Below are 20,387 nucleotides of genomic sequence, written 5' to 3'. Positions count from 1 at the left end.
GCCGCCAGGAAAGTAAATTGCCATGAGCCAGTCAGACGACCTCACCAAACTGTTCGACCGTTTCGGCGGACGCACCGATACCTATCGCGAGATCGTGCGCGAAGACGCCGCGACGGAAGCGCGCGACCGCTGGCCATTGCTGGCGTCCATGCGCGCCGATCAATCGCTGCCGACGCCGCCGGTGCAGGCGTCGTCGCTGACGTCCGGCATCCCGGCCAGCCCGGCCGCGCCTGCCGATGGCGGCATGGCCTCGCGCTTCGCCGCGCCGGCACCGTATGCGGCACCCCCCGTGGCGACCCCTGTGGCACCCCCTGCGACAACCTCTGTGGCGGCCCCGATCGCGTCGCCCGCAGCGCCCCGCGAAGTGCAGGCAGCTCCCGCCACCGCCGCGCCGCTGTGGCAGCCGGCAACGTCCCTGCCTCCGCGAGAAGCCCCCGCGCAGCCGCGCCCGGTGGCACCCGCGTCGGGCAATCTACAAAGCGTTTTCGCGCGGCTCGAAGGCCGTGCGGAAGCATCAGCCCCGGCCGAACGCACCCCCGTTCGCCGTTCGTTCCTCGATCGACTGAATCGCTCGTGAAGATTATTGCTGTCGTATCCGCCAAGGGCGGCGTGGGCAAGACCACGCTGTCCGCCAATCTTGCGGAGTCGCTCGCCCTGGCCGGCGAACGCGTGCTGGCCGTCGACCTGGACCCGCAGAACGCCCTGCGCCTGCACTTCGGCATGGCGCCGCAGGAAGTCGCGGGCCACGCGCGCGCGACGCTCGCGGGCGAACGCTGGATCGAGAGCATCTATCAAGGCCGTTCACGCGTGCTGGTGCTGCCGTTCGGCAGCCTGACCGAGCTCGACCGCTCCCGCTTCGAGCAACATCTGGCCACGCATCCCAACTGGCTGCGCAGCCAGCTCGACGCGCTGGGCCTGAGCCGCAACGACGTGGTCGTCATCGACACGCCGCCGGGCCCGTCGCCTTATATGCGCCAGGCGCTGACCTGCGCGCACATCTGTGTGTCCGTGACGCTGGCCGATGCCGCGTCGTACGCCACGCTGCCGCTGATGGAAGACCTGATCCATACCTACTGCGCGAACCGCCCGGATTTTCTCGGTCAGGTGCATGTGATCAATCAGGTCGATGTGAGCCGCAAGCTGGGCAAGGACGTGGTGCAGGTGTTGCGCGAGCAGTTGGGCAGTCGCGTGCTGGGGGTCGTGCATCAGGATCAGGCCGTGCCCGAAGCGCTGGCCTACGACCGTAGCGTGTTCGAATACAGCCCGCACAGCCAGGCCGGCAACGATATCCAGCGCTGCGCGGCATGGCTGCGCCAACGGCTGACCACCGCCCCGGGAGATACCGCGTGAGCGCGAGTGCGAAGACCAAAGCGAAGCCCAAAGGCAAATCGCAGTCGTCACGGGAAAAGGCGTCGGCCCGGCGCCGCGCGCGCTCCGGCGCGGGCGTGGTCCACCGGCTGATCGATCGCTTTATCTCGCTGCCCGTCTGGGATCACACGATCTTCCGCACCATCGCACTGCTGGCCGGCCTGTTCATGTTCGCGCTGGTCATCAGCGTGCCGCTGGACTTCTATCAGCAGATCGCGTTCGCCGCGGCCAGCTTCGCGCTGGCTATCTACCTGAACCGCGTGCGCGGCCATCTGGCCACGCTGATGCTGGTGCTGTTGTCGATCGCCGCCTCCAGCCGCTATATGTATTGGCGCCTGACCGAGACCATCGGTTTCGAGAGCTGGATCGATGCGGCGTTCGGCATCGGCCTGGTGATGGCCGAGATCTATGCGTTCCTCGTGCTGCTGCTCGGCTACTTTCAGACCGCGTGGCCGCTCAACCGCAAGCCCGCGGCCATGCCGAAGGACAGCACGACGTGGCCGACGGTGGATATCTTCATCCCCACCTATAACGAGCCGCTGTCGGTGGTAAAGCCGACCGTGTTCGCCGCGATGTCGCTGGACTGGCCACGCGACAAGATCAACGTCTACGTGCTCGACGATGGCCGCCGCGAGGAATTCCGCGCGTTCTGCGAGGAAGTGGGCGTGGCGCACGTCACGCGCAATCACAACCGGCACGCCAAGGCCGGCAATATCAACGAGGCGCTCAAGAACACATCCGGCGAGTACGTGGCGATCTTCGACTGCGACCATATCCCCACGCGCTCGTTCCTGCAGGTCTGCATGGGCTGGTTCATCAAGGATGCCAAGCTCGCGATGCTGCAGACGCCCCACTACTTCTTCTCGCCCGATCCGTTCGAGAAGAACCTCAATACGTTCCAGGACGTACCGAACGAAGGCGAGCTGTTCTACGGTCTGGTGCAGGATGGCAACGACCTGTGGAACGGTACGTTCTTCTGCGGTTCGTGCGCGGTCATCCGGCGCGCGCCGTTGCTCGAAGTGGGCGGCATCGCGATCGAGACCGTGACCGAGGACGCGCACACCGCGCTCAAGCTGCACCGCAAGGGCTACGGCACCGCCTATCTGGCGATTCCGCAGGCGGCCGGCCTCGCCACGGAAAGCCTGTCCGGCCACGTCGGGCAGCGTATCCGCTGGGCGCGTGGCATGGCGCAGATCTGCCGGCTCGACAACCCGCTGCTGGGCCCGGGCCTGAAGCTGCCGCAACGCTTGTGCTACCTCAACGCGATGCTGCATTTCTTCTACGGCCTGCCGCGGCTCGTGTTCCTGACCGCGCCACTGGCTTATCTCCTCTTCGGCGCGCACGTGATTCAGGCACCCGCGCTGACCATCGCGATCTTCGCGCTGCCGCACCTGTTGCACGCCAACATGACCAACTCGCGCGTGCAGGGCAAGTTCCGGCATTCGTTCTGGAACGAGGTCTACGAGTCGGTGCTCGCGTGGTACATCATGCGGCCGACCATGGTCGCGTTCTTCAACCCTGCGGCCGGCAAGTTCAACGTGACGCCGAAAGGCGGCGTGATCGAGGAAGCGTACTTCGACTGGATCATCTCGCGGCCGTATCTCATCCTGCTGATTGCGAACCTGATCGGCGTGGGCATTGGCATCGGACGGCTGGCCGTGTGGAACACGCACGAGGCCACCACGGTCGTGCTGAACCTGATCTGGACCATCTACAACCTGATTATCCTGGGCGCATCGATCGCGGTAGCCAGCGAGTCGCGCCAGATCCGCGTGGCCCATCGCGTGGCGATGAAACTGCCGGCCACGCTGCGCTTCGCCGACGGCCGCGCGTATGTGTGCGAAACCGTGGACTTTGCCGAAGGCGGGCTTGGCATCCGCCTGCCGCAGGGCGTACCGGCCAGCATCGGCGACGCGGTCCATATCTCGCTCTACCTGCAGAACGCCGAGCATACGTTCCCCGCGCGCGTCGTGTTCCATGGCGCGCGACATACCGGACTCGAACTCGCCGCGATGTCGCCGCAAGAGGAGATGGCGTTCGTGCAATGCACGTTCTCGCGCGCCGATGCGTGGATCGACTCGTGGGGCAACAAGCGCCGCGATGCGCCGCGCATGGCCGCCAGCCAGATCTTCCGTATCGGCCTGATGGGCTTTCAGAACGTGATGTTCCACCTGAGTCGCGAGATGCGCCATCTGTTTCGCCGCAAGCCCGCCACGCCCTCCGCCAGTGGCGGGCCAGTGGGTCGCTGATCGACACATACGCATGACCAGCGGCCTCAATACCGAGGCCCGCCGGAACCCGAACCCATTCGTTCTCGATTGATGACGCCTTATACGTCCGACACGTCTGCCATGTCTGCCACGTCCGTGACTCATCGCCCGACGCGCCGTCACCACGTCATGCCACGCCGTCTGGCGGCCGCGCTTGCCTGCCTGACGCTGCTGCCGGCCATGGTGCCCGCGCACGCCCAGACCTTGCTGGCGCAGACCCAGCCGCTGCCCGACACCTCGCCGCGCTCCACCGGCACCGCCGCGGCCATGGCACCGCTGTCGAACGCCCCGCTGCCAGCCGCCCCGCCCGCGCGCGGCGCGGCGCGCACGCTCGCGGTCACGCTCAAGCAGCTCGGTGCCGATGCGCCGTTCCAGCTACGCGGCGTCGATGGCATCAACGGCGTGCCGTTCTCGGTGCGTGCCGACGAGGTGGTCACGGCCGCGAAGCTCAAGCTGCGCTATAACTACTCGCCGTCGCTGATTCCCGCGCTGTCGCATATCAACGTGATCATCAACGGCGAGGTGGCCGCCACAGTACCGGTGCCGAAGGAGACTGCCGGCACCAGCCTCGACCGCGAAGTCTCGCTCGAGCCACGCCTGATCAGCGAGTTCAATCGCCTGAATCTCCAACTGATCGGCCACTACACCACCGAGTGCGAGGACCCGTTCCATTCGAGCCTGTGGGCGACCGTCAGCAATGCGAGCGTGCTCGAGCTGACCGTGACGCCAGTGGCGCTGGCCAACGAGCTGTCGCTGCTGCCGCTGCCGTTCTTCGACCGCCGCGACGTGCGCCAGCTCAACCTGCCGTTCGTGTTCGCGGGTGCGCCGTCGCCAGCCACGCTCGAGGCCGCGGGCGCGGTGTCGTCATGGTTCGGCGCGCTGGCCGGCTATCGCGGCGCGACCTTCCCCGCCGCGCTCAATCAGGTGCCGACGTCGGGTAACGCGGTGGTGTTTGCCACGAGCCAGGAGCGTCCGGCTGGCATCGAGATGCCCGCTGTCGATGGACCGTCGCTGGCGATCGTGCCGAACCCGTCAGATCCGTCGTCGAAGCTGCTGCTCGTGATGGGCACCAACAGCGCGGACCTCAAGGTCGCGGCACGCGCACTCACGCTCGGCGCGCGCGCGTTGTCGGGACCGCGTGCGACCATCACCAAGCTCGACGACGTCACGCCGCGCCAGCCATACGACGCGCCCAACTGGCTGCGTAGCGACCGCGCCGTGCGCTTTGGCGAACTGACGCCCGTGGCGGACCTCAACGTGTCGGGCTACAACCCCGACCTCGTGCGCGTGGGTTTCCGCCTGCCGCCCGACCTGTTCGGCTGGCGCAACAAAGGCGTTCCGATCGATCTCAAGTATCGCTACACGCCGCGCCCCACCGTCGACAAGTCGACGCTGAATATCAACGTAAACCGCCAGTTCCTGCGCGCCTATCCGCTACGTGCGCTCAAGGACGAACAGGGTCGCGCCACGCGCCTGCTGGAGAGCGTGCTGCCGGACGGCTCCGCACCCGCGCATCACCGTATCGACCTGCCGCTGTTCATGCTGCCCGCGCAGTCGCAGCTGCAGTTCCACTTCTATTACGACTACCTCAAGCAGGGCGCGTGCAAGGATGTGCTGCTGGACAACGTGAAGGGTGCGATCGACCCGGACTCGACCATCGACGTCTCGGGCCTGCCCCACTTTATCTCGCTGCCAGACCTCGCCGTGTTCGGTAACAGCGGCTTTCCGTTCACGCGTCTCGCGGATCTGTCGGAGAGCGCGGTCGTGCTGCCGTCGCAGCCGTCCGCCGACGACTACTCGACCTACCTGACGCTGCTGGGCCGCATGGGCGAATCCACTGGCTACCCCGCCACTGGCGTGGCGGTGACGAGTCCTGAAGACGTGGCAAAGGTGGCCGGACGCGACCTGCTCGTGATCGGCACCACGCAGGGACAGCCGCTACTCACGCAATGGGCGGATCGCATGCCGGTCTCGCTGACCGGCAACACCAAGCGCTTTACGCTCACCGACGTGTACTCGTCGATCCTGGGCTGGTGGAACGGTGCCGACGGCACGCGCAACGCGCGCGCGGAAACGCAGCTCTCGATCAGCAGCGCGGGCACCGATGCCGCGCTCGCCGGCTTCGAGTCGCCATTGCAATCGGGCCGCAGTGTGGTGGTGGTCACGAGCAACACGACCAACGGTCTGCACAACGTCACCGATGCACTGCTCGATCCGGATCGCCTCAAGGAGGTGCAAGGCAGCCTTGTGCTCGTGCGCGGCAAGGAAGTGAACAGCCTCGCCGCGCAGCAGACGTATGAAGTGGGCCGGCTGGCGCCGTGGACATGGCTGCAGTGGTATCTGTCGCAGCGGCCGCTCGCGCTCGTGCTGATGGTCGGTGGTGCCACGCTATTGCTGGCGGCCCTGCTGTTCCTGTCGCTGCGCAGCCTCGCGCGCCGACGCAAGGCGGGGCAGGCATGATGGCGGATCGTGCGCGCCGCCGCCTGCTTGCACAACTGGCCCGGCTGGGTGCGGCGGGGGCCGCGCTGCTGGCCGCGCCGCTGACTGCGTGCGCAGCCGATTCAGCCACTGCAGGGGCGTCTGCCGCGCGCAGGCCGCCCGCCGGCGCGCCGCCCTCGGCACGCTGCCCGTGGCCGCTCTATCAGCAGTTCGTGGCGCGCTTCGTGCAGGCCGACGGTCGCGTGCTCGATCCGTCCACGCGCGAGCAGCAGAGCACATCGGAAGGTCAGTCGTATGGCATGGTGTTCGCGTTGATCGCCAACGACCGCCTCACGTTCGATCGGTTGTGGCGATGGAGCGTTGCCAACCTCGGCGGTGGCAATCTCACCGACAAGCTGCCCGCGTGGCAGTGGGGGCGCCGCAACGATGGTTCGTGGGGTGTCATCGATGCCAATCCGGCGTCGGATGCCGACCTGTGGTTCGCCTATGCGCTGGCCGAGGCCGCGCGCGTGTGGAAGGTGCCCGCATACGGCGAGGCCGCGCATGCATTGCTCGGCCTCGTGGCAAAGCAGGAGGTCACGACGTTGCCGGACTTCGGCACGATGCTGTTGCCGGGACCGCAGGGTTTCGTCGACGGCAAACCCGACGGCCCGCGCACGTATCGGCTCAACGCCAGCTATCTGCCAGTGCCGGTGCTGCGCCGGCTCGCGTCCTTCGATCGCAATGGCCCATGGGGTGCACTCGCGACGCAGACGCCGAAGTTCATCGAAGCGGTGGCGAAGCAAGGCATCGTGCCGGATTGGTCCGGTTATCGGGCCGGTGGAGATCTGGTGGGCTTTGTCACCGATCCGGTCAAGGGCGACGTCAGCAGCTACGACGCGATTCGCGTCTACCTGTGGGCGGGCATGACCCCTTCGGCCGATAGCGCGAGCCGCACGCTGATGCGCGCGCTGCTGCCCAACGCGCAACGCATGGAGGGTCGTGCAGCGCCGCCCGAGAAGATGCACGCGGACACCGGCGCGCTCGAGGGCAATGGCCCGCCCGGATTCTCGGCCGCGCTGCTGCCGTTCCTCAAGGCCGCCGGGTTACCAAACCTCGCCCCTGCCCTCGCCGCGCAACGCACGCGCGCCGAGGCCATGGTGGATGCACCGCCGGGGCCGGCCGCGCCCGCGTATTACGACACCGTGCTGGGATTGTTCGGCCTTGCGCATCTGGAAGGCCGCTATAGCTTTAGCCCCTCGGGGCAACTGGAGATGGAGTGGGACCAATCGGCAAAGCGGGAGGGCGCATGTCGCGGCAAGACGACCTGAGCGCGCGGCGGCAAGCGCGGCGACAAGGTTGGCCACGAGGTTGGCGACGGACGGCCGCACCAGCACGCTCACTGATGTTCGGTCTGCTGGCCACGCTGGCCGCGGCGGCCGGCGCGCAGGAAGATCCCGTCAAGGTGCTCGTCGATCAGGGCAAGTACTGGCAGGCACGCGGCCGCGCCGATCGCGCCGCCGAATCTTGGCAGAAGATCCTGCGGCTCGACCCGAACCAGCCGGAGGCGCTGTACGGCATGGGCGTCTCGGAGCTCGAAGCCGGGCGCGCGGATAGCGCGCGTAGCTATCTCGATCGACTCAATCGTGTGCAGCCGAACTCCGCGCTCTCGAAGCAGCTTGCGCAGTCGATCCAGCGCGGTTCGGCCGGCACACGCCAGCAGGTGGAACAGGCGCGCGAACTTGCGCGTAGCGGCCAGCCTGAGGAAGCGGTCAAGCGCTACGAACAGGCCGCGGGCGGCGCCGTGCCGCAGGGCGACCTCGCGCTCGAGTACTACCAGACGCTGGGCGGCACCGCGCAGGGGTGGGAGCAGGCACGACGCGGCCTCGAACAGATCGCGCGCAACAATCCCGCCGATGCACGCGCGCAACTCGCGCTCGCGCAACATCTGACCTATCGCGACGCCACGCGACGCGATGGCATTCGCCAGCTCGAAACCCTCGCCACGCGGCCCGACGTCGGCGCGCAGGCGGCCGAAGGCTGGCGCCGCGCGCTCAACTGGCTCGGCGGCCGGCCCGCCGACGCGCCGTATTATCAGGCGTGGCTCGCCACGCATCCCGACGACGCGACGATTCGCGCGAAGCTCGACGCCATCACACGTCAAGGCGAAACCGAGCGTGCCGCCACGCCCGCGGCCGATCCGCTGCGCGCGGTGGTGCAGCAGGGTTTTGCCGCGCTCAACGCCGGCGATCAGGTGCGCGCGGCCGAACGCTTTCAGAGCGTACTCACGCAACGTCCCAACGATGCCGACGCGCTCGGCGGCATGGGCGTGCTGCGCCTGAAGCAGGAGAAATTCGCGGAAGCGAACGACTTTCTCGAGCGCGCCGCGCGCAACGGCGCGGGCACGCGCTATCGGCAGGCGCAGAACAGCGCGCAGTACTGGCTGCTGGTGCAGCAGGCCACCGCCGCGCGCGAGGCCGGCAATCGCGCTCAGGCGCGCCAGCTACTCGAACGCGCGGTGCGGCTCGACGCCAGCGAAACCAGCGCCCAGGTGGCACTGGCCGATCTGCTTGCCGAGGATCGTCAATACGCGCAGGCCGAAGCCGCATACCGCCGCGTGCTGCAACGCCAGCCCGACAATCCCGATGCCACGCGCGGGCTCGTCAGCGTGCTGACCGCGCAGAACAAGAGCACGGAAGCGCTCGCGCTGGTCGAGCGCATGACGCCCACGCAGCGCGACAAGGTGGGCTCGGTCGGCCGCCTGCGCGCGGATCAGGCGCGTGCCCAGGCCCGCCAGGCCCTGCAGGCGGGCGATGTCGCCAGCGCGCGGCGTTTGCTTGAAGACGCGATGGCTGCCGACCCCACCAATCCGTGGGTGCGCCTCGACGTGGCGCGCAACTACGTGGCGATGGGCATGCCCGAGCAGGCGCGTACCGTGATGGACAACCTGCTGGCCTCCGCGCCGAACAATGTGGAGGCGCTCTATGCGAGCGCCCTGCTCGCCTCGGAAACCAGCGCGTGGCAGCGTGGCCTCGATCTGCTTGAACAGATTCCCGCGGCGCAGCGCACCGCCGACATGGGCACGCTGCAGCGCCGACTGTGGGTGCATGCCGAAGCGGCGCGTGCCAGCGGACTGGCCACTGCCGGCCAGCAGGTGGCCGCGCTCAACGTGCTGCAACAGGCCGAACGCTTTGCGCAGGGCGATCCCGAATTGACCGGTGCGCTGGCACAGGGCTACGCCGATGCCGGCGACGACCAGCGCGCGTTGTCGCTGATGCGTGGCGCGATGAGCCGCTCGGTGCTGCCCGACGTCGGCACGCAGTTGCAATACGCGGGCATTCTGCTCAAGACGCGGCAGGACATGGAGCTGGCAGGGCTGCTGCGCCAGCTCGCGAGCGCGCAGATGACCACGCAGCAGCGCCGCGATTATGACGACGTGCGCGTCGCCTACATCGTGCGTCAGGCCGATGCGCTTACCGAAGCCGGTGACCTCGTGGCCGCGTACGACATGCTGGCGCCCGCGCTGTCCGAGCGCGGCGGCAGCAGTGCCGTGCGCGCGAGCCTCGCGCGCATGTATGCGCAGGCCGGCGAGAACAAGCAGGCGCTGGACATCTACCAGAGCGTGCTGGCGCGCGAGCCGAACAACCTTGATCTGCGACTGGCCGCGATCGGCACTGCCACGGCCGCCAAGGAATTTCGCTGGGCCGAACAGGCGTTGCAACCGGCCCTGCAGCAATCGCCGAACTCGGCGACAGTACTCACCGCGGCCGGCCGCCTGTATCGCGCGCAGGGGAAGAATGCCAGGGCGGAACAGTATTTCCGTCAGGCCGTGGCCGCCGAGAGTGCGGCAGGCACGGCGCTCGCCAGTGGCACGCGCGCGCCCGGCTCGGGCTTCGACCGCGTGCCGCCCAATCCGTTTGTCGGCATGCCGGGCCAGCGGCAGGCCTCGCAATTGCCGCCGCCGGGTTCGGCCGCGCCTTATGCGGCGGTCCCGCAGATGGCGACGGCAAACGTTCCTTCGGCGCAGCCCCAGATGGGCATGATGCCGGTGGCTGCGACATTGCCGGGACAGCCCTACGTGCCGATGCCAGTCTCCGCGGGCCAGACTGGTGCGATGCCGGGCTATGCCGGTCAGGCCGCCATGCCGATGCAGGCGCCGTCGGCTTACTACCCCGCCGCGGCACGCGGCAAGACCACCACGGCCGCGCGCGGCAAGACGCCCGCCACGGTGCCGCAGGCGTACCCGCAACCGGCTTACGCACAGGCTTCCGGCTATCCGCGGCCGGGTAGTCCGCAAGGCGCATATCAGCAGCCCGGATATCAGCAGCCGGCTGCGCAAGGCTATGCGCCACCGCAGGCCTACGCGCAGAACGCGGCCGCACAGCCGCCCGGCTACGCCTCACCGCAGGGCTATGCGCAGAACGCGCCGGCGCAGCAACCCGGCTACGCTTCGCCGCAGGCTTACGCCAGCGCGGCGCCAGCACAACCCGCCGCCCCGCAACCCTATGGCGCGCAGTCGCGCCTGCCATGGCTCGCGGACGCCGACGACACCCAGCCACGCACCGGCCCCAGGACCGCGCTCGATGAACTGCGCGAGATCGAGCAGCAGCGCACCACCACGCTGGCCGGTGGCCCGATGCTCCGTGGCCGCAATGGCGACTCGGGCATGAGCCAGCTGACCGAGCTTCAGGTCGTGGCCGAAGGCAAGAAGGCCGTGGGCGACGGCAAGCTGATCGGCCGCGTCACGCCGGTTGCGCTCGATGCCGGCAACCTCGGCGGCGACTACAACAGCGCCAGCCGTTTCGGCGGCGGTCCGCTCGCGTACACGGTGCCCGCCACCGGCAACAACCTGTTCAACCAGCACCTGCCGTCCACCTCCGCGGGCTCGCAGAGCGCTTTCGGTGTCGCGCTGGGTCTGGCCTACGAGAGCGATCGCTTCAACCTCGACGTGGGCTCGACCCCGCTGGGCTTCCGCTACACCGATGTCACCGCGGGCGGACGCGTGAATTTCCCGCTCACCCAGCGCAGCACGCTGGCACTGTCGGGCTCGCGCCGTCCCGTCACAGACAGCCTGCTGTCGTATGCGGGCGCGCAAGACCAACGTACCGGCGTCACCTGGGGCGGCGTCATGCAGAGCGGCGGCCGCGCGGATCTCGGCTGGGATGACGGCTTCTTCGGCATCTATGGCTATGGCGGCTACAGCGTGCTGGCCGGCCACGAGGTCGAACGCAACAACAAGTGGGAAGGTGGCGGCGGCTTCTACATGCGCCTGCTCGACGACGAAGCGCAACGGCTCATGTCGGGCATCAACTTCACGTCGATGGGCTACAGCGAGAACCTGCGCTACTTCACGGTCGGCCACGGTGGTTACTTCAGCCCGCAGACTTACTTCGCGGTCACGGTGCCACTCGCGCTCTCGGGCCGCTCGGGACGCATGGCCTATCACGTGCGCGGCGCGCTGGGTATTCAGGCGTTCCGCGAGGACGATGCCGACTACTTCCCCACCAACCCCGGCGCGCAGGCCGCAGCCAATTCGGCAGTGGCGGTGGCCAACAGCCAGGGCCTCACCAACCAGACCTCGGCGGTCTATCCGGGCCAGTCGAAGACGGGCCTCGCGTACAACCTGGTCGGCTCGGTCGAATACCAGGCCGCGCAGCAACTGTTCGTCGGCGGCACGCTGGGCCTCGACAACGCGCGCGACTACCGCCAGTGGTACGCCGGCGTGTACGTGCGATACGCCCTGCAAAAGCAAAACGGCCTGATCGCGTTCCCGCCGGTACCACCACAGTCGGCAGTAGGCGCCCTGCCGTTCTAAGCCCGCGCATGCCAACGGTTTGCTCCCCTCTCCCCCGGGGAGAGGGGCCGGGGGAGAGGGCATTCCCCCGCATCTTTCGCGCAAGCATGTTTACGCCCGCAATCCCCCCACAGTAGGGCCAAATCCGGCCGTTTTCTGCCGATTTCGTCATCCATCCGACATCCTGGAGTCCTACAATCTGCCGCGTTCCCATGGCTCCATTGGCTCGGCATGTCCAGCGTCTCGCCCGCTTCCTCCGCTGCCCGTCCGCGATTCCGGCAGCCCTGCGCGGAGGATCTCTGCGTGGGCACTCCGTTCGTCACCACCGATCACACCAACCAGGATGTGCTCGAGGTCTTCACCGAGCACCGTGAACTGGCCACGCTGCCGGTGACCGAACACGACCGCCCGATCGGCCTGATCAACCGCTCGATCTTCCTCTCGCAGATGAGCAAGCCGTATCACCGCGAGCTCTACAACCGCAAGAGCTGCATCGCGTTCATGGACAAGGAGCCACTGATCGTGGATGCCGCGATGAGCATCGAGGCGCTGACCTTCCGCACCGTCGAGTACGGCGAAAAGGCCCTCACGGACGGCTTCATCATCGCCCGCGACGGACGCTTTCTCGGCGTGGGCCACGGCCTGCAGCTGATGCGCGTGGTGGCCGACATTCAGGCCGAGCGCAATCGCCAGATCATGCACAGCATCGACTACGCGAGCATCATCCAGCGTGCCATGCTGCGTGCCTCGCGCGAAGCGCTCGCGCATACGCTGCCCGACGCCGCGCTGGTGTGGGAGCCGCGCGACGTCGTTGGCGGAGACTTCTATCATTTCGTGGCGTTCGAAGACGGCTGGTTCGCGGCACTGGCCGACTGCACCGGCCACGGCGTGCCGGGCGCATTCATGACGCTGATCGCCTCGTCGCTGCTCGCGCAGGCCATCGAGCAACAGGGACCACGCGGCCCGCGCGACCCCGGCGCGCTGCTGGCCACCGTCAACCGCGGCATCAAGCAGATGCTCGGCCAGACCGACGGCAGCGACGCCATGACCGCCGAGTCCAACGACGGCATGGACGCCGCGTTCTTCTGGTTCGACAATGCCACGCGCCGGCTGACCTTCGCGGGCGCGCGCTGCGCGCTGTTCGTGCTGCATCCGGGCGAGGCCGAAGACCACGTGATCGATGGCGAGCGCAAGGGCGTGGGCTACATCGATACCGCCGTGGACTACGCCTGGCCCAACCGCCACGTCGACACACGCGAAGGCTCCGTGGTCTTCGTCACCACCGATGGCCTGATCGATCAGATCGGCGGACCAAAGGAAATCGCGTTCGGCAAGCGGCGCGTGCGCGAAGCGCTGCGCGCCGGCCGCGACCTGTCCACCGCGGCGCTGAGCCAGGGCGTGCTCGACGCACACCTGGCGTGGCAGGGCGACAATCGCCGCCGAGACGACCTTACCTACTTCTGCTTTCGCGTCCGCTAGCCCGGACAACCTGACAGCCTGCCATGACCGTCATTACCAATACCTCGATCGATACCGAATATGGGGCATTCTTCGCCGAGGCCCGGGAACGCAACGTGATCTTCTACTACGTCGGATACTTCTCGCAGAACATCATCGCCGCCATGTCCGATGCGGTACGTCTCCAGCTGGCAGTCAGCGGCGCGGACGGCGGCACGCGCCGCAAGCTGTTTTCGTCGTTCGTTGAGATGGCGCAGAATATCGTGCACTATTCGTCCGACGCGCTGACGCCCCCTACCCAGGACGATGGCCAGTTGCGTCACGGTTCGGTCTGCATCAGCCGCGTGGACGATCACTACCGCCTGATCTGCTCGAACCCGGTGGCCACCGCACGGGTGGAACAACTGCGTGCGACACTGGAGCCGTTGCGCACGATGACACTGGACGAAATCAAGGCCGCCTATCGCGAGACGCTCCGTGCGGAGACGCCCGAAGGCAGCAAGGGCGCGGGACTCGGTTTTCTGACGATGGCCCGCGACGCCAGCGCACCGCTCGAATACCACTTTCAGCCGATCGACGCGGACCCGGTCTCGACGATGTTCCAGCTCGTCGCCACGATCTGACGCCATCGGGAAGCATCTGCCATGGAAAACCTGTTCATTGCCGCCACGCCAGCCTCCCCGGAAGTCAACTTCGACTTCCAGACGCACACGCTGTCGCTGAAGGGCGAGTCGTACCCCGAGAACGCCGCGGTGTTCTACGGCGAGGCGCTGACGCGCCTGCGTAAATACCTGAACCTGTGCGAGGACGTCGACATCACCGTCAATGTCGCGCTCACCTACTTCAACAGCTCGAGCACCAAGATTCTGTTCAGCATCTTCGATGCGTTGGACGACGCCGCGCAGCGCGGCAATCGCGTGGCCGTCAACTGGTTCCATGACGAGGACGACGACACCATCCTCGAATTCGGCCAGGAACTGCACGCGGACTTCCCCACGCTCGGCTTTACCGACCACATCACCACGAACGGGTGAACGCGCTACCGAACGCCGTCATGGCAGAACCCGATCTGTTCGACACCGAGAACAGCGCACTCGCGCGCGCGCGCGGCATCTACCTCGATGCCGACGCGGGCGCGGGTTCCTATCGCGCGACGCTCGGCGAACTGATCAGCCATTACGAGCGCCTGCTGCGCGAGACACGCCGGCTGATCCGGCGCAGTGACCGGGAAGAGCTCGAAATGAACCGGCTGAACCAGCGGTTGCAGGAACTCGCGCAGGAACTCGAATATCGCGCCACGCATGACACGCTGACCGGCGCGCTCAATCGCGGCGCCGTGATCGAGCGCGCGACGGCTGCGCTGCAAGAGGGCACGCTGGCGCTGATCGTGCTCGATATCGACCACTTCAAACGGCTCAACGACACGTTTGGGCATCCTGTGGGCGATGTCGTGATCTGCGAGGTCACCGCCTGCCTGTCCGCCTGCCTGCGCGACGCGATGCCCGAAGGCGCGCTGCTGGGCCGCGTGGGCGGCGAGGAATTCGCCGCGCTGCTGCCCGACACCGACTGCGACGCAGCGATCGTGCTGGCCGAACGGATGCGCGTGCGCATCGCCGACCATATCTTTGCCGCACCGCTGACGGCGCCGGTCACGGCAAGCTTCGGCATCAGCTGCAACGCGCGCGGCACGAGCTTTGTCAACGCCTATGCGCGCGCGGACGAAGCGCTGTACGACGCCAAGCGCGCGGGACGCAATCGCGTCGTGTGCGCGGACGGCATGGCAGGCGGCGACTAGCTAACGACGCATTACCGCCTCATGCCGCGGCGCGCTGCCCCGGCGTCGACGCCTCCCGCGCCGCCGCGCTGGCATCGCTGATCGCGCGCAGCAACGCAAGCAGCGTACGGTTGACCGGTGTCGGCACGCCCAGCGCCGCGCCGGTCTCGACGATCGCGCCGGTCAGCGCATTCACCTCCAGCGGCCGGTCATGCATGCAATCCGCATACATCGAGGTGCCGAACGCCGGTGACAGCGCCAGCAGCGTGGCCAGCATGTTCGCGGCCTCGTCGTCGGCAAAACGCGCGCCGCATGCCCGCCCCACCGCCACCGCCTCGTCCAGTACGTCCATGCACAGCGCGCGCACATCGCTATGGTGGAGCACAGCCATCCGCTGCCGCGTCAGCGCGGTAATCGGATTGGCCACCGCATTGAGCAGCATCTTGCGCCATTGCAGCGTGATGAAGTCCGCGTTCGGACGCGCATTCATGCGCGACCCTTCGAACAGCCGCGATAACGCGCGCCCACCCTCGTCGTCGGGCACCGACAGATGGCGGTCGCCCGCCTCGCCAAAGCGCACGCGATCGCGCGCCAGGCGCTCCGCGTTGAAATAGACCACCGCCGGCACCACCGCGGCCGCTGCCGCGCGCGGCGCAAGCGGCAACAATGGTGCCACCCGCTCCACATGTCCGACGCCGTTCTGCAACGCCGCCACGCGCGTGCCCGGTGCGCACAGTCGCGCGAGCCACGGCGCCACGGAAGCAGTGTCCTGCGCCTTCGTGCACAGCAGAACCCAGTCGACAGCGGTGGCCTGCGCGGGATCGGTCAGCGTACGCACCGGCACGCGTCGAGACCCTTCGGCGGCGTCGATCCCGATGTCCTCGATCGGCGCGCGCGCGCACAGCACCACGTCATGCCGCGCGCCCAGCGCCAGGCAAGCGGCCACGGACAGCCCCACGCCCCCGGCGCCGATCACGGCTACGCGTTGACGGGCAAGGGATGCGGCGGCAGTGGCGTCGACCAGGGTGGCGTCGATCAGATCGGCATTCATGAGTGGGTTCCGGGGCCGACGCCCCGCTGCGGGAAAGACATGGGACCATTCTGGTGGCACACCCGCACGCGAACAAGCCATGCTGCCCCATACTGGCGAGCGGAACCGTGCCTTCCGCCAAAGCCTTCTGCATTTCCTCAATCGGCCGCTGGCATGAAGCATGCTCTACACTGGGATTTCCGGTTACTACCGTGCGATCCTTCTCCGCCCTTCTTCACCCATCGCCGATCATGCGAGACGCTTTCCGCAAAACCACCAACGTATTGCTCGATCCCAATCGCCGCTACAGCCAGGCACGCCTGTTTCACGCGATTCGCGTGGCGCTCGCGCTGCTGGTCTCGATCGCGCTGACCACCGGTATTCATATTCCCCACGGCGAATGGGCGTCCATCACCGTGCTCGTCGTCATCGGCGGCCTGCAGCACCACGGCAATATCCGCCGCCGCGCGGCGGAACGCGGCGTCGGCACGCTGCTAGGCGCCATGATCGGCCTGATATTGATCGTGCAGCAGTCCTACCTGCTCCACTGGCCACTGCTGACCTATGTGCTGATGGCACTGGTGTGCGGATATTGCGCGTATCACGCGATCGGCAAGGGCGGCTATATCGCGCTGCTGACCGCGATCACCGTGGTGATCACCGCCGGTCACGGCGACCAGGATGTGTACGACGCGCTCTGGCGAACCGTCGACGTGCTGATCGGCACCGTGGTCGCACTGGTGTTCTCGTTCGCGCTACCCGCGTACGCCTCGTACTCATGGCGCGTCAAGCTGGCCGCGCTGCTGCGCGCCAGCGCCGCGGTGCACGCGCGCGTCCAGCGCGGCGGTGTCGACCCGGCCACGCTGCAGAAGGACATGCTGCAACTCGGCATGCAGCTCGTGCAGTTGCGCAGCCTGATTCCGTCGGTCGCCAAGGAGACCGACGTACCCACGGCACAGCTCGAAGAGATCCAGCATGCGGCGCGCGTCTGCATCAGCGCGCTGGAGTTGATGGCGGCGGTCGATGCCAACGCCGACCATCCGCGCGAGGACGACCACGGCATTCGCAGCACGATGCTCGCGCTGGCGGATTCGCTCGAGAGTGGCAGTGCGCCGGAGACCGAGGCACCGGCAGAGGGGCACATCGCCGCCGGAGCGATCGCTGCTGCGTCTGGCAGCAACGGCGCCACCACGGGCTCGTTCGCGTTCCTGACGCGGCGGCTCGATGCCGAGCTCGCGCGTACGCGCGACGTCCTCACGCAGATGAGCAGCAAGTACGAGTTTCCCTACGCAAGCAACTGAACCCGGCGTCCCAGCTGGGGACCATATTGGACCGTATTGGGCCGTATGCCTTGCAGGAATGGCTTCCATTCCAAAGTGCCGCCTACCGCACGACCCGCCGATCTCCGAAGATGAAGTCACCCGAGCCACACGGCTCGCCTCAGACTTCACCGGAGATTCACCATGTCACTGCAAGACAAACTCGACGCCTTCAAAGCCGACTTCCGCGCTGGCAAGCCTCCCTACAACGCCCCCGCGGAAATTCATCCGATCATGGACCGCGCCACGGCCGAACTCGTCGCCTCGGGTCAGGCCGAGCGGGCCATCCGCGTCGGTGACCGCGCGCCGTCCTTTACGTTGCAGGACCAGAACGGCAACGATGTGTCGTCGGAAGAATTGCTGCGGCAGGGACCGTTGGTGGTCACGTTCTATCGCGGCGTGTGGTGCCCGTATTGCAACCTCGAGTTGCAGGCGCTCAACGAGGCATTGCCGGAGATCGAAGCGCGTGGCGCGAAGCTCGTCGCCATCTCGCCGCAGCTTCCCGTCAATAGCCGCAAGGCCGTGCGCGTCAATTCGCTGAACTTCCCCGTGCTGGCCGACACCCACAACGATGTCGCCGCAACCTACGGCCTGCGCTTTGCCATGCCCGACTACCTGGTGGATCTTTACAAGGCGCTCGGCAGTGATCTGCCGGCGTTCAATGGCGACCCGAGCTGGACGCTGCCGATCCCCGCGCGCTATGTCATCGGCACCGACGGAATCGTGCGCTATGCCGAGGTCAACCCCGACTACACGCACCGCCCGGATCCGTCCGCGCTTTTTCCGGTGCTCGGATAATTGACGTCCGAATTGGCGCTGGCACCGGCGTTCGGTTCAGCGTCTGGAAACTGGCGGGGCGACTGCGCCGCCAGCGTTTCCTCCACAAACGCGACAAACGCGCGCGCCTTCGACGTGACCATCCTGCCCGCGGGAAACACGGCCCACAGGTCGATCGCGGGCAGCTGCCAGTCGGTCAGCACACGACGCACCTGCCCAGAGGCCAGTTCCGCCGTGAACATCCACTCGGAGGCCACGGCAATCCCCATGTCCGCGAGCACGGCAGTGCGCAACCCTTCGGCCGCACTCACGCGCACACGACCGCCGAGCGTCACGGTGACGCTGCTGTCGCGACTGACGGAAGGATCGCGCCGGAAAACCCATGTGTCTCCGCCGCTCCCACCTGTCGAATAGATGATCGCTTCATGCTGCTGCAAGTCGCCCGGCACCATCGGTATGCCGGCGGCTTCCAGATAGGCTGGCGTGGCCAGCGCATAACGCGGACTTTCCGCGATCTTGCGCGCGATCATGTCCGAGTCATCGAGCTTGCCCATGCGCAGCGCGACATCGGTCCCCGTTGCCATCAGATCGATCACGCGATCTTCGAGCGCGAGGTCCAGTTCAAGTTGCGGGTGCCGTGCGAGAAAAGTCTTGAGGGCGGGCAGCAGATGAATGCGCGAGAACGTCACCGTCGAGGACACCCGCAAGCGTCCCGAGAGGGACTGCGAGGCATCGCGCACGGCCTGTTCGGCTTCATCGACGCAGTCGATCGCGCGGCGCGCATGCTCGTAGAAGCGCAGGCCGGCATCGGTCGGGGTCAGGCCGCGTGGAGAACGCAGCAGTAACCGGGTACCGAGCCGCTGCTCGAGTTGCGCGATGATCTTGGATACCGCGGGTTGCCCAAGCTCGAGCCGTCGTGCGGCACCGGAGAACGAACCTGCCTCCACCACCGCAACAAACGTCTCCATGGGAGACAGCCGATCCATGACGCACTCCTCGCGATACGAACGGCCGCCATCTTAGCGCGCGGCGCCATCGCTGGCGTCCGCGCAATGTGGCGGAATTCGCCGCAGTCAGTGGATCGAGGCCCCGGAGGCGGGATAGTTCGCGAGCAACGTCGCGTGATACGGCTCGATCGGCAGACGCACGCCGAGTGCCGTGAACAGTTCGATGGCGCGCTCGAGCGACGTCAGCACGCCGGGCATCCACAGGCGCTGCAGACGAATCGGCGCTTCGCCGACCAATTCCGCGAACTGATAGAGACCGTACTCCTGGATCGCCTTGAACAGGACCAGACCCACGAGATGTAGATCACCGGTGTCGAGCGCGATCACCGCCTGGGCGGCCCATCGCTCTTCACGATTTGTGATGAGATCGGCCTCGGCGAAGCGTTCACCAATATGATCCATCGCGAGAGAGGCAGGAAAGTTGGACAGGAGGCTCACTACATTTCTCCAAAGCCAGATAGTCCAATAACGGCATTCTTGGCAAAGGCTGAAGGGTAGCATGCAGCCTCGTCGTTCCGATGCGTCCGGTCTCGAGCCGGCGCTCTACGATGGCGTTCTCGTTGCGTTTCGCTGCGCTTTCGTTGCGTATATGCAGCAGTCATTCGAACACATTAGGGCCGACCTCCACCGCAGGTGCCGGCGTCAACACTTACCCGCTTCGCAAACGAACATCGCGCTCGGCCCACGCGCCGAGGTGCGCCATGCCAGACGCGCCGATGCAATACGCCCCCTCCGATAACCCTGGGTCCGCCGCAATGCAGCAGAACAGATGCCCTCTTTCGCCCTTCCTTTTGCCCTTACTTTCGCCCTTACTTTCGCCCTTTCATTCCCCGACCTGAAAATGACAATTTTGTAATGTTCGGATTATGACAATTTTGTAATGTTAATACCCCTCCTTACATTGCCAAAATGTAATGAAAAAACCTCCTTTCGGCGCACGCATTTCATTTATAACGTAGAAACGTGCCGTGGACTGGTGTCACACAGCACGACTCAGCCTGCAGACGCGTCTGTGGGCATTTTTTTTGCCAATTTATTCCGGATTCGTCTGAACAGATAATATCCATTTAATTCCGGAATAATGCCCCGCATTTGGTGAAAACCCTGCCGTGCCTTCCTCTTGAAGTTCGCTGGTATATCACATACTGTGTAGCCGTTCCCCTCGCATTTTA

Annotated in this window: 15 protein-coding genes; 12 read left to right on the top strand and 3 right to left on the bottom strand. The window is 66.6% G+C overall.

Annotated features, from left to right (window positions below; translation table 11 throughout):
- The first annotated feature begins 22 nt into the window (after positions 1-22).
- The 10 genes from bcsP to LDO41_RS01220 all read left to right on the top strand — a co-directional run bounded on the left by bcsP (position 23) and on the right by LDO41_RS01220 (position 15,103).
- Positions 23-577 carry a cellulose biosynthesis protein BcsP gene (gene bcsP, locus LDO41_RS01265; RefSeq protein WP_223980854.1) on the top strand — a complete coding sequence of 185 codons (555 nt, stop codon included), beginning with the start codon at positions 23-25 and terminating at the stop codon, positions 575-577.
- Entirely contained in the window at positions 574-1,350 is a 777-nt protein-coding gene (gene bcsQ, locus LDO41_RS01260) for a cellulose biosynthesis protein BcsQ (RefSeq protein WP_223980851.1), read from the top strand. Before bcsP ends, bcsQ begins: the two co-directional genes overlap by 4 nt.
- Positions 1,305-3,617: a UDP-forming cellulose synthase catalytic subunit gene (gene bcsA, locus LDO41_RS01255; RefSeq protein ID WP_377740867.1), complete on the top strand. Its 2,313-nt coding sequence runs from the start codon at positions 1,305-1,307 to the stop codon at positions 3,615-3,617. Before bcsQ ends, bcsA begins: the two co-directional genes overlap by 46 nt.
- Positions 3,618-3,719: 102 nt before the next feature.
- On the top strand, positions 3,720-6,098 hold the full coding sequence (gene bcsB, locus LDO41_RS01250; protein WP_223980848.1) for a cellulose biosynthesis cyclic di-GMP-binding regulatory protein BcsB: 2,379 nt from the start codon (positions 3,720-3,722) through the stop codon (positions 6,096-6,098).
- Complete coding sequence (bcsZ, locus tag LDO41_RS01245; RefSeq protein WP_223980844.1) at positions 6,095-7,387, top strand: cellulose synthase complex periplasmic endoglucanase BcsZ; 1,293 nt, start codon at positions 6,095-6,097, stop codon at positions 7,385-7,387. The genes bcsB and bcsZ overlap by 4 nt, the downstream gene beginning before the upstream one ends.
- A gap of 74 nt (positions 7,388-7,461) precedes the next feature.
- Positions 7,462-11,871, top strand: a complete 4,410-nt coding sequence (locus LDO41_RS01240) for a cellulose synthase subunit BcsC-related outer membrane protein (protein WP_223980841.1) — start codon at positions 7,462-7,464, stop codon at positions 11,869-11,871.
- A gap of 210 nt (positions 11,872-12,081) precedes the next feature.
- Positions 12,082-13,329: a SpoIIE family protein phosphatase gene (locus LDO41_RS01235; RefSeq protein ID WP_223980838.1), complete on the top strand. Its 1,248-nt coding sequence runs from the start codon at positions 12,082-12,084 to the stop codon at positions 13,327-13,329.
- A 23-nt stretch (positions 13,330-13,352) separates the two neighbouring features.
- Positions 13,353-13,931, top strand: a complete 579-nt coding sequence (locus LDO41_RS01230; protein ID WP_223980836.1) for a SiaB family protein kinase — start codon at positions 13,353-13,355, stop codon at positions 13,929-13,931.
- A 21-nt stretch (positions 13,932-13,952) separates the two neighbouring features.
- Positions 13,953-14,342: a DUF1987 domain-containing protein gene (locus LDO41_RS01225; RefSeq protein WP_223980834.1), complete on the top strand. Its 390-nt coding sequence runs from the start codon at positions 13,953-13,955 to the stop codon at positions 14,340-14,342.
- A 20-nt stretch (positions 14,343-14,362) separates the two neighbouring features.
- The gene (locus LDO41_RS01220; RefSeq protein ID WP_223980832.1) at positions 14,363-15,103 is read left to right on the top strand and encodes a GGDEF domain-containing protein; all 741 of its coding nucleotides are present in this window, start codon (positions 14,363-14,365) and stop codon (positions 15,101-15,103) included.
- Between the two features lie 19 nt (positions 15,104-15,122).
- On the opposite strand, the gene LDO41_RS01215 is transcribed toward LDO41_RS01220, so the two are convergent.
- Positions 15,123-16,133, bottom strand: coding sequence for a 2-dehydropantoate 2-reductase (locus LDO41_RS01215; RefSeq protein ID WP_223980830.1), 1,011 nt, complete (start codon positions 16,131-16,133; stop codon positions 15,123-15,125).
- Positions 16,134-16,363: 230 nt separating this feature from the next.
- Here LDO41_RS01215 and LDO41_RS01210 point away from each other — a divergent pair, with 230 nt between their 5' ends.
- Entirely contained in the window at positions 16,364-17,413 is a 1,050-nt protein-coding gene (locus tag LDO41_RS01210; protein ID WP_223980829.1) for an FUSC family protein, read from the top strand.
- A gap of 162 nt (positions 17,414-17,575) precedes the next feature.
- Entirely contained in the window at positions 17,576-18,229 is a 654-nt protein-coding gene (locus LDO41_RS01205; protein ID WP_223980826.1) for a peroxiredoxin-like family protein, read from the top strand.
- Here the strand turns inward: LDO41_RS01205 and LDO41_RS01200 are convergent.
- Together LDO41_RS01200 and LDO41_RS01195 are read right to left on the bottom strand one after the other, a co-directional pair.
- A complete protein-coding gene (locus tag LDO41_RS01200; protein ID WP_223980823.1) occupies positions 18,181-19,194 on the bottom strand; it encodes a LysR family transcriptional regulator in 1,014 nt (337 codons plus the stop codon). The two genes, LDO41_RS01205 and LDO41_RS01200, sit on opposite strands and share 49 nt — an antisense overlap.
- Before the next feature lie 87 nt (positions 19,195-19,281).
- Positions 19,282-19,653 (bottom strand): hypothetical protein, encoded by a 372-nt coding sequence (locus LDO41_RS01195; RefSeq protein WP_223980821.1) that lies wholly within the window; start codon positions 19,651-19,653, stop codon positions 19,282-19,284.
- Positions 19,654-20,387: the final 734 nt, after the last annotated feature.

The organism is Cupriavidus pampae, assembly GCF_914271485.1.
Taxonomy (GTDB): Bacteria; Pseudomonadota; Gammaproteobacteria; order Burkholderiales; family Burkholderiaceae; genus Cupriavidus; species Cupriavidus pampae.
The sequence above is the reverse complement of the archived record's forward strand: the minus strand, read 5'-3'. Positions and strand labels throughout refer to the sequence as shown.

What these genes read in the sequence shown, in the direction of transcription:
- bcsA (WP_377740867.1), top strand. Translation starts at nt 1,305, where the DNA reads ATGGCTGCGCCAACGGCTGACCACCGCCCCGGGAGATACCGCGTGAGC.
- bcsP (WP_223980854.1), top strand. Translation starts at nt 23, where the DNA reads ATGAGCCAGTCAGACGACCTCACCAAACTGTTCGACCGTTTCGGCGGA.
- LDO41_RS01235 (WP_223980838.1), top strand. Translation starts at nt 12,082, where the DNA reads ATGTCCAGCGTCTCGCCCGCTTCCTCCGCTGCCCGTCCGCGATTCCGG.
- LDO41_RS01240 (WP_223980841.1), top strand. Translation starts at nt 7,462, where the DNA reads ATGTTCGGTCTGCTGGCCACGCTGGCCGCGGCGGCCGGCGCGCAGGAA.
- LDO41_RS01220 (WP_223980832.1), top strand. Translation starts at nt 14,363, where the DNA reads ATGGCAGAACCCGATCTGTTCGACACCGAGAACAGCGCACTCGCGCGC.
- LDO41_RS01215 (WP_223980830.1), bottom strand. Translation starts at nt 16,133, where the DNA reads ATGAATGCCGATCTGATCGACGCCACCCTGGTCGACGCCACTGCCGCC.
- LDO41_RS01210 (WP_223980829.1), top strand. Translation starts at nt 16,364, where the DNA reads ATGCGAGACGCTTTCCGCAAAACCACCAACGTATTGCTCGATCCCAAT.
- LDO41_RS01200 (WP_223980823.1), bottom strand. Translation starts at nt 19,194, where the DNA reads ATGGATCGGCTGTCTCCCATGGAGACGTTTGTTGCGGTGGTGGAGGCA.
- LDO41_RS01230 (WP_223980836.1), top strand. Translation starts at nt 13,353, where the DNA reads ATGACCGTCATTACCAATACCTCGATCGATACCGAATATGGGGCATTC.
- bcsB (WP_223980848.1), top strand. Translation starts at nt 3,720, where the DNA reads ATGTCTGCCACGTCCGTGACTCATCGCCCGACGCGCCGTCACCACGTC.
- LDO41_RS01225 (WP_223980834.1), top strand. Translation starts at nt 13,953, where the DNA reads ATGGAAAACCTGTTCATTGCCGCCACGCCAGCCTCCCCGGAAGTCAAC.
- bcsZ (WP_223980844.1), top strand. Translation starts at nt 6,095, where the DNA reads ATGATGGCGGATCGTGCGCGCCGCCGCCTGCTTGCACAACTGGCCCGG.
- LDO41_RS01205 (WP_223980826.1), top strand. Translation starts at nt 17,576, where the DNA reads ATGTCACTGCAAGACAAACTCGACGCCTTCAAAGCCGACTTCCGCGCT.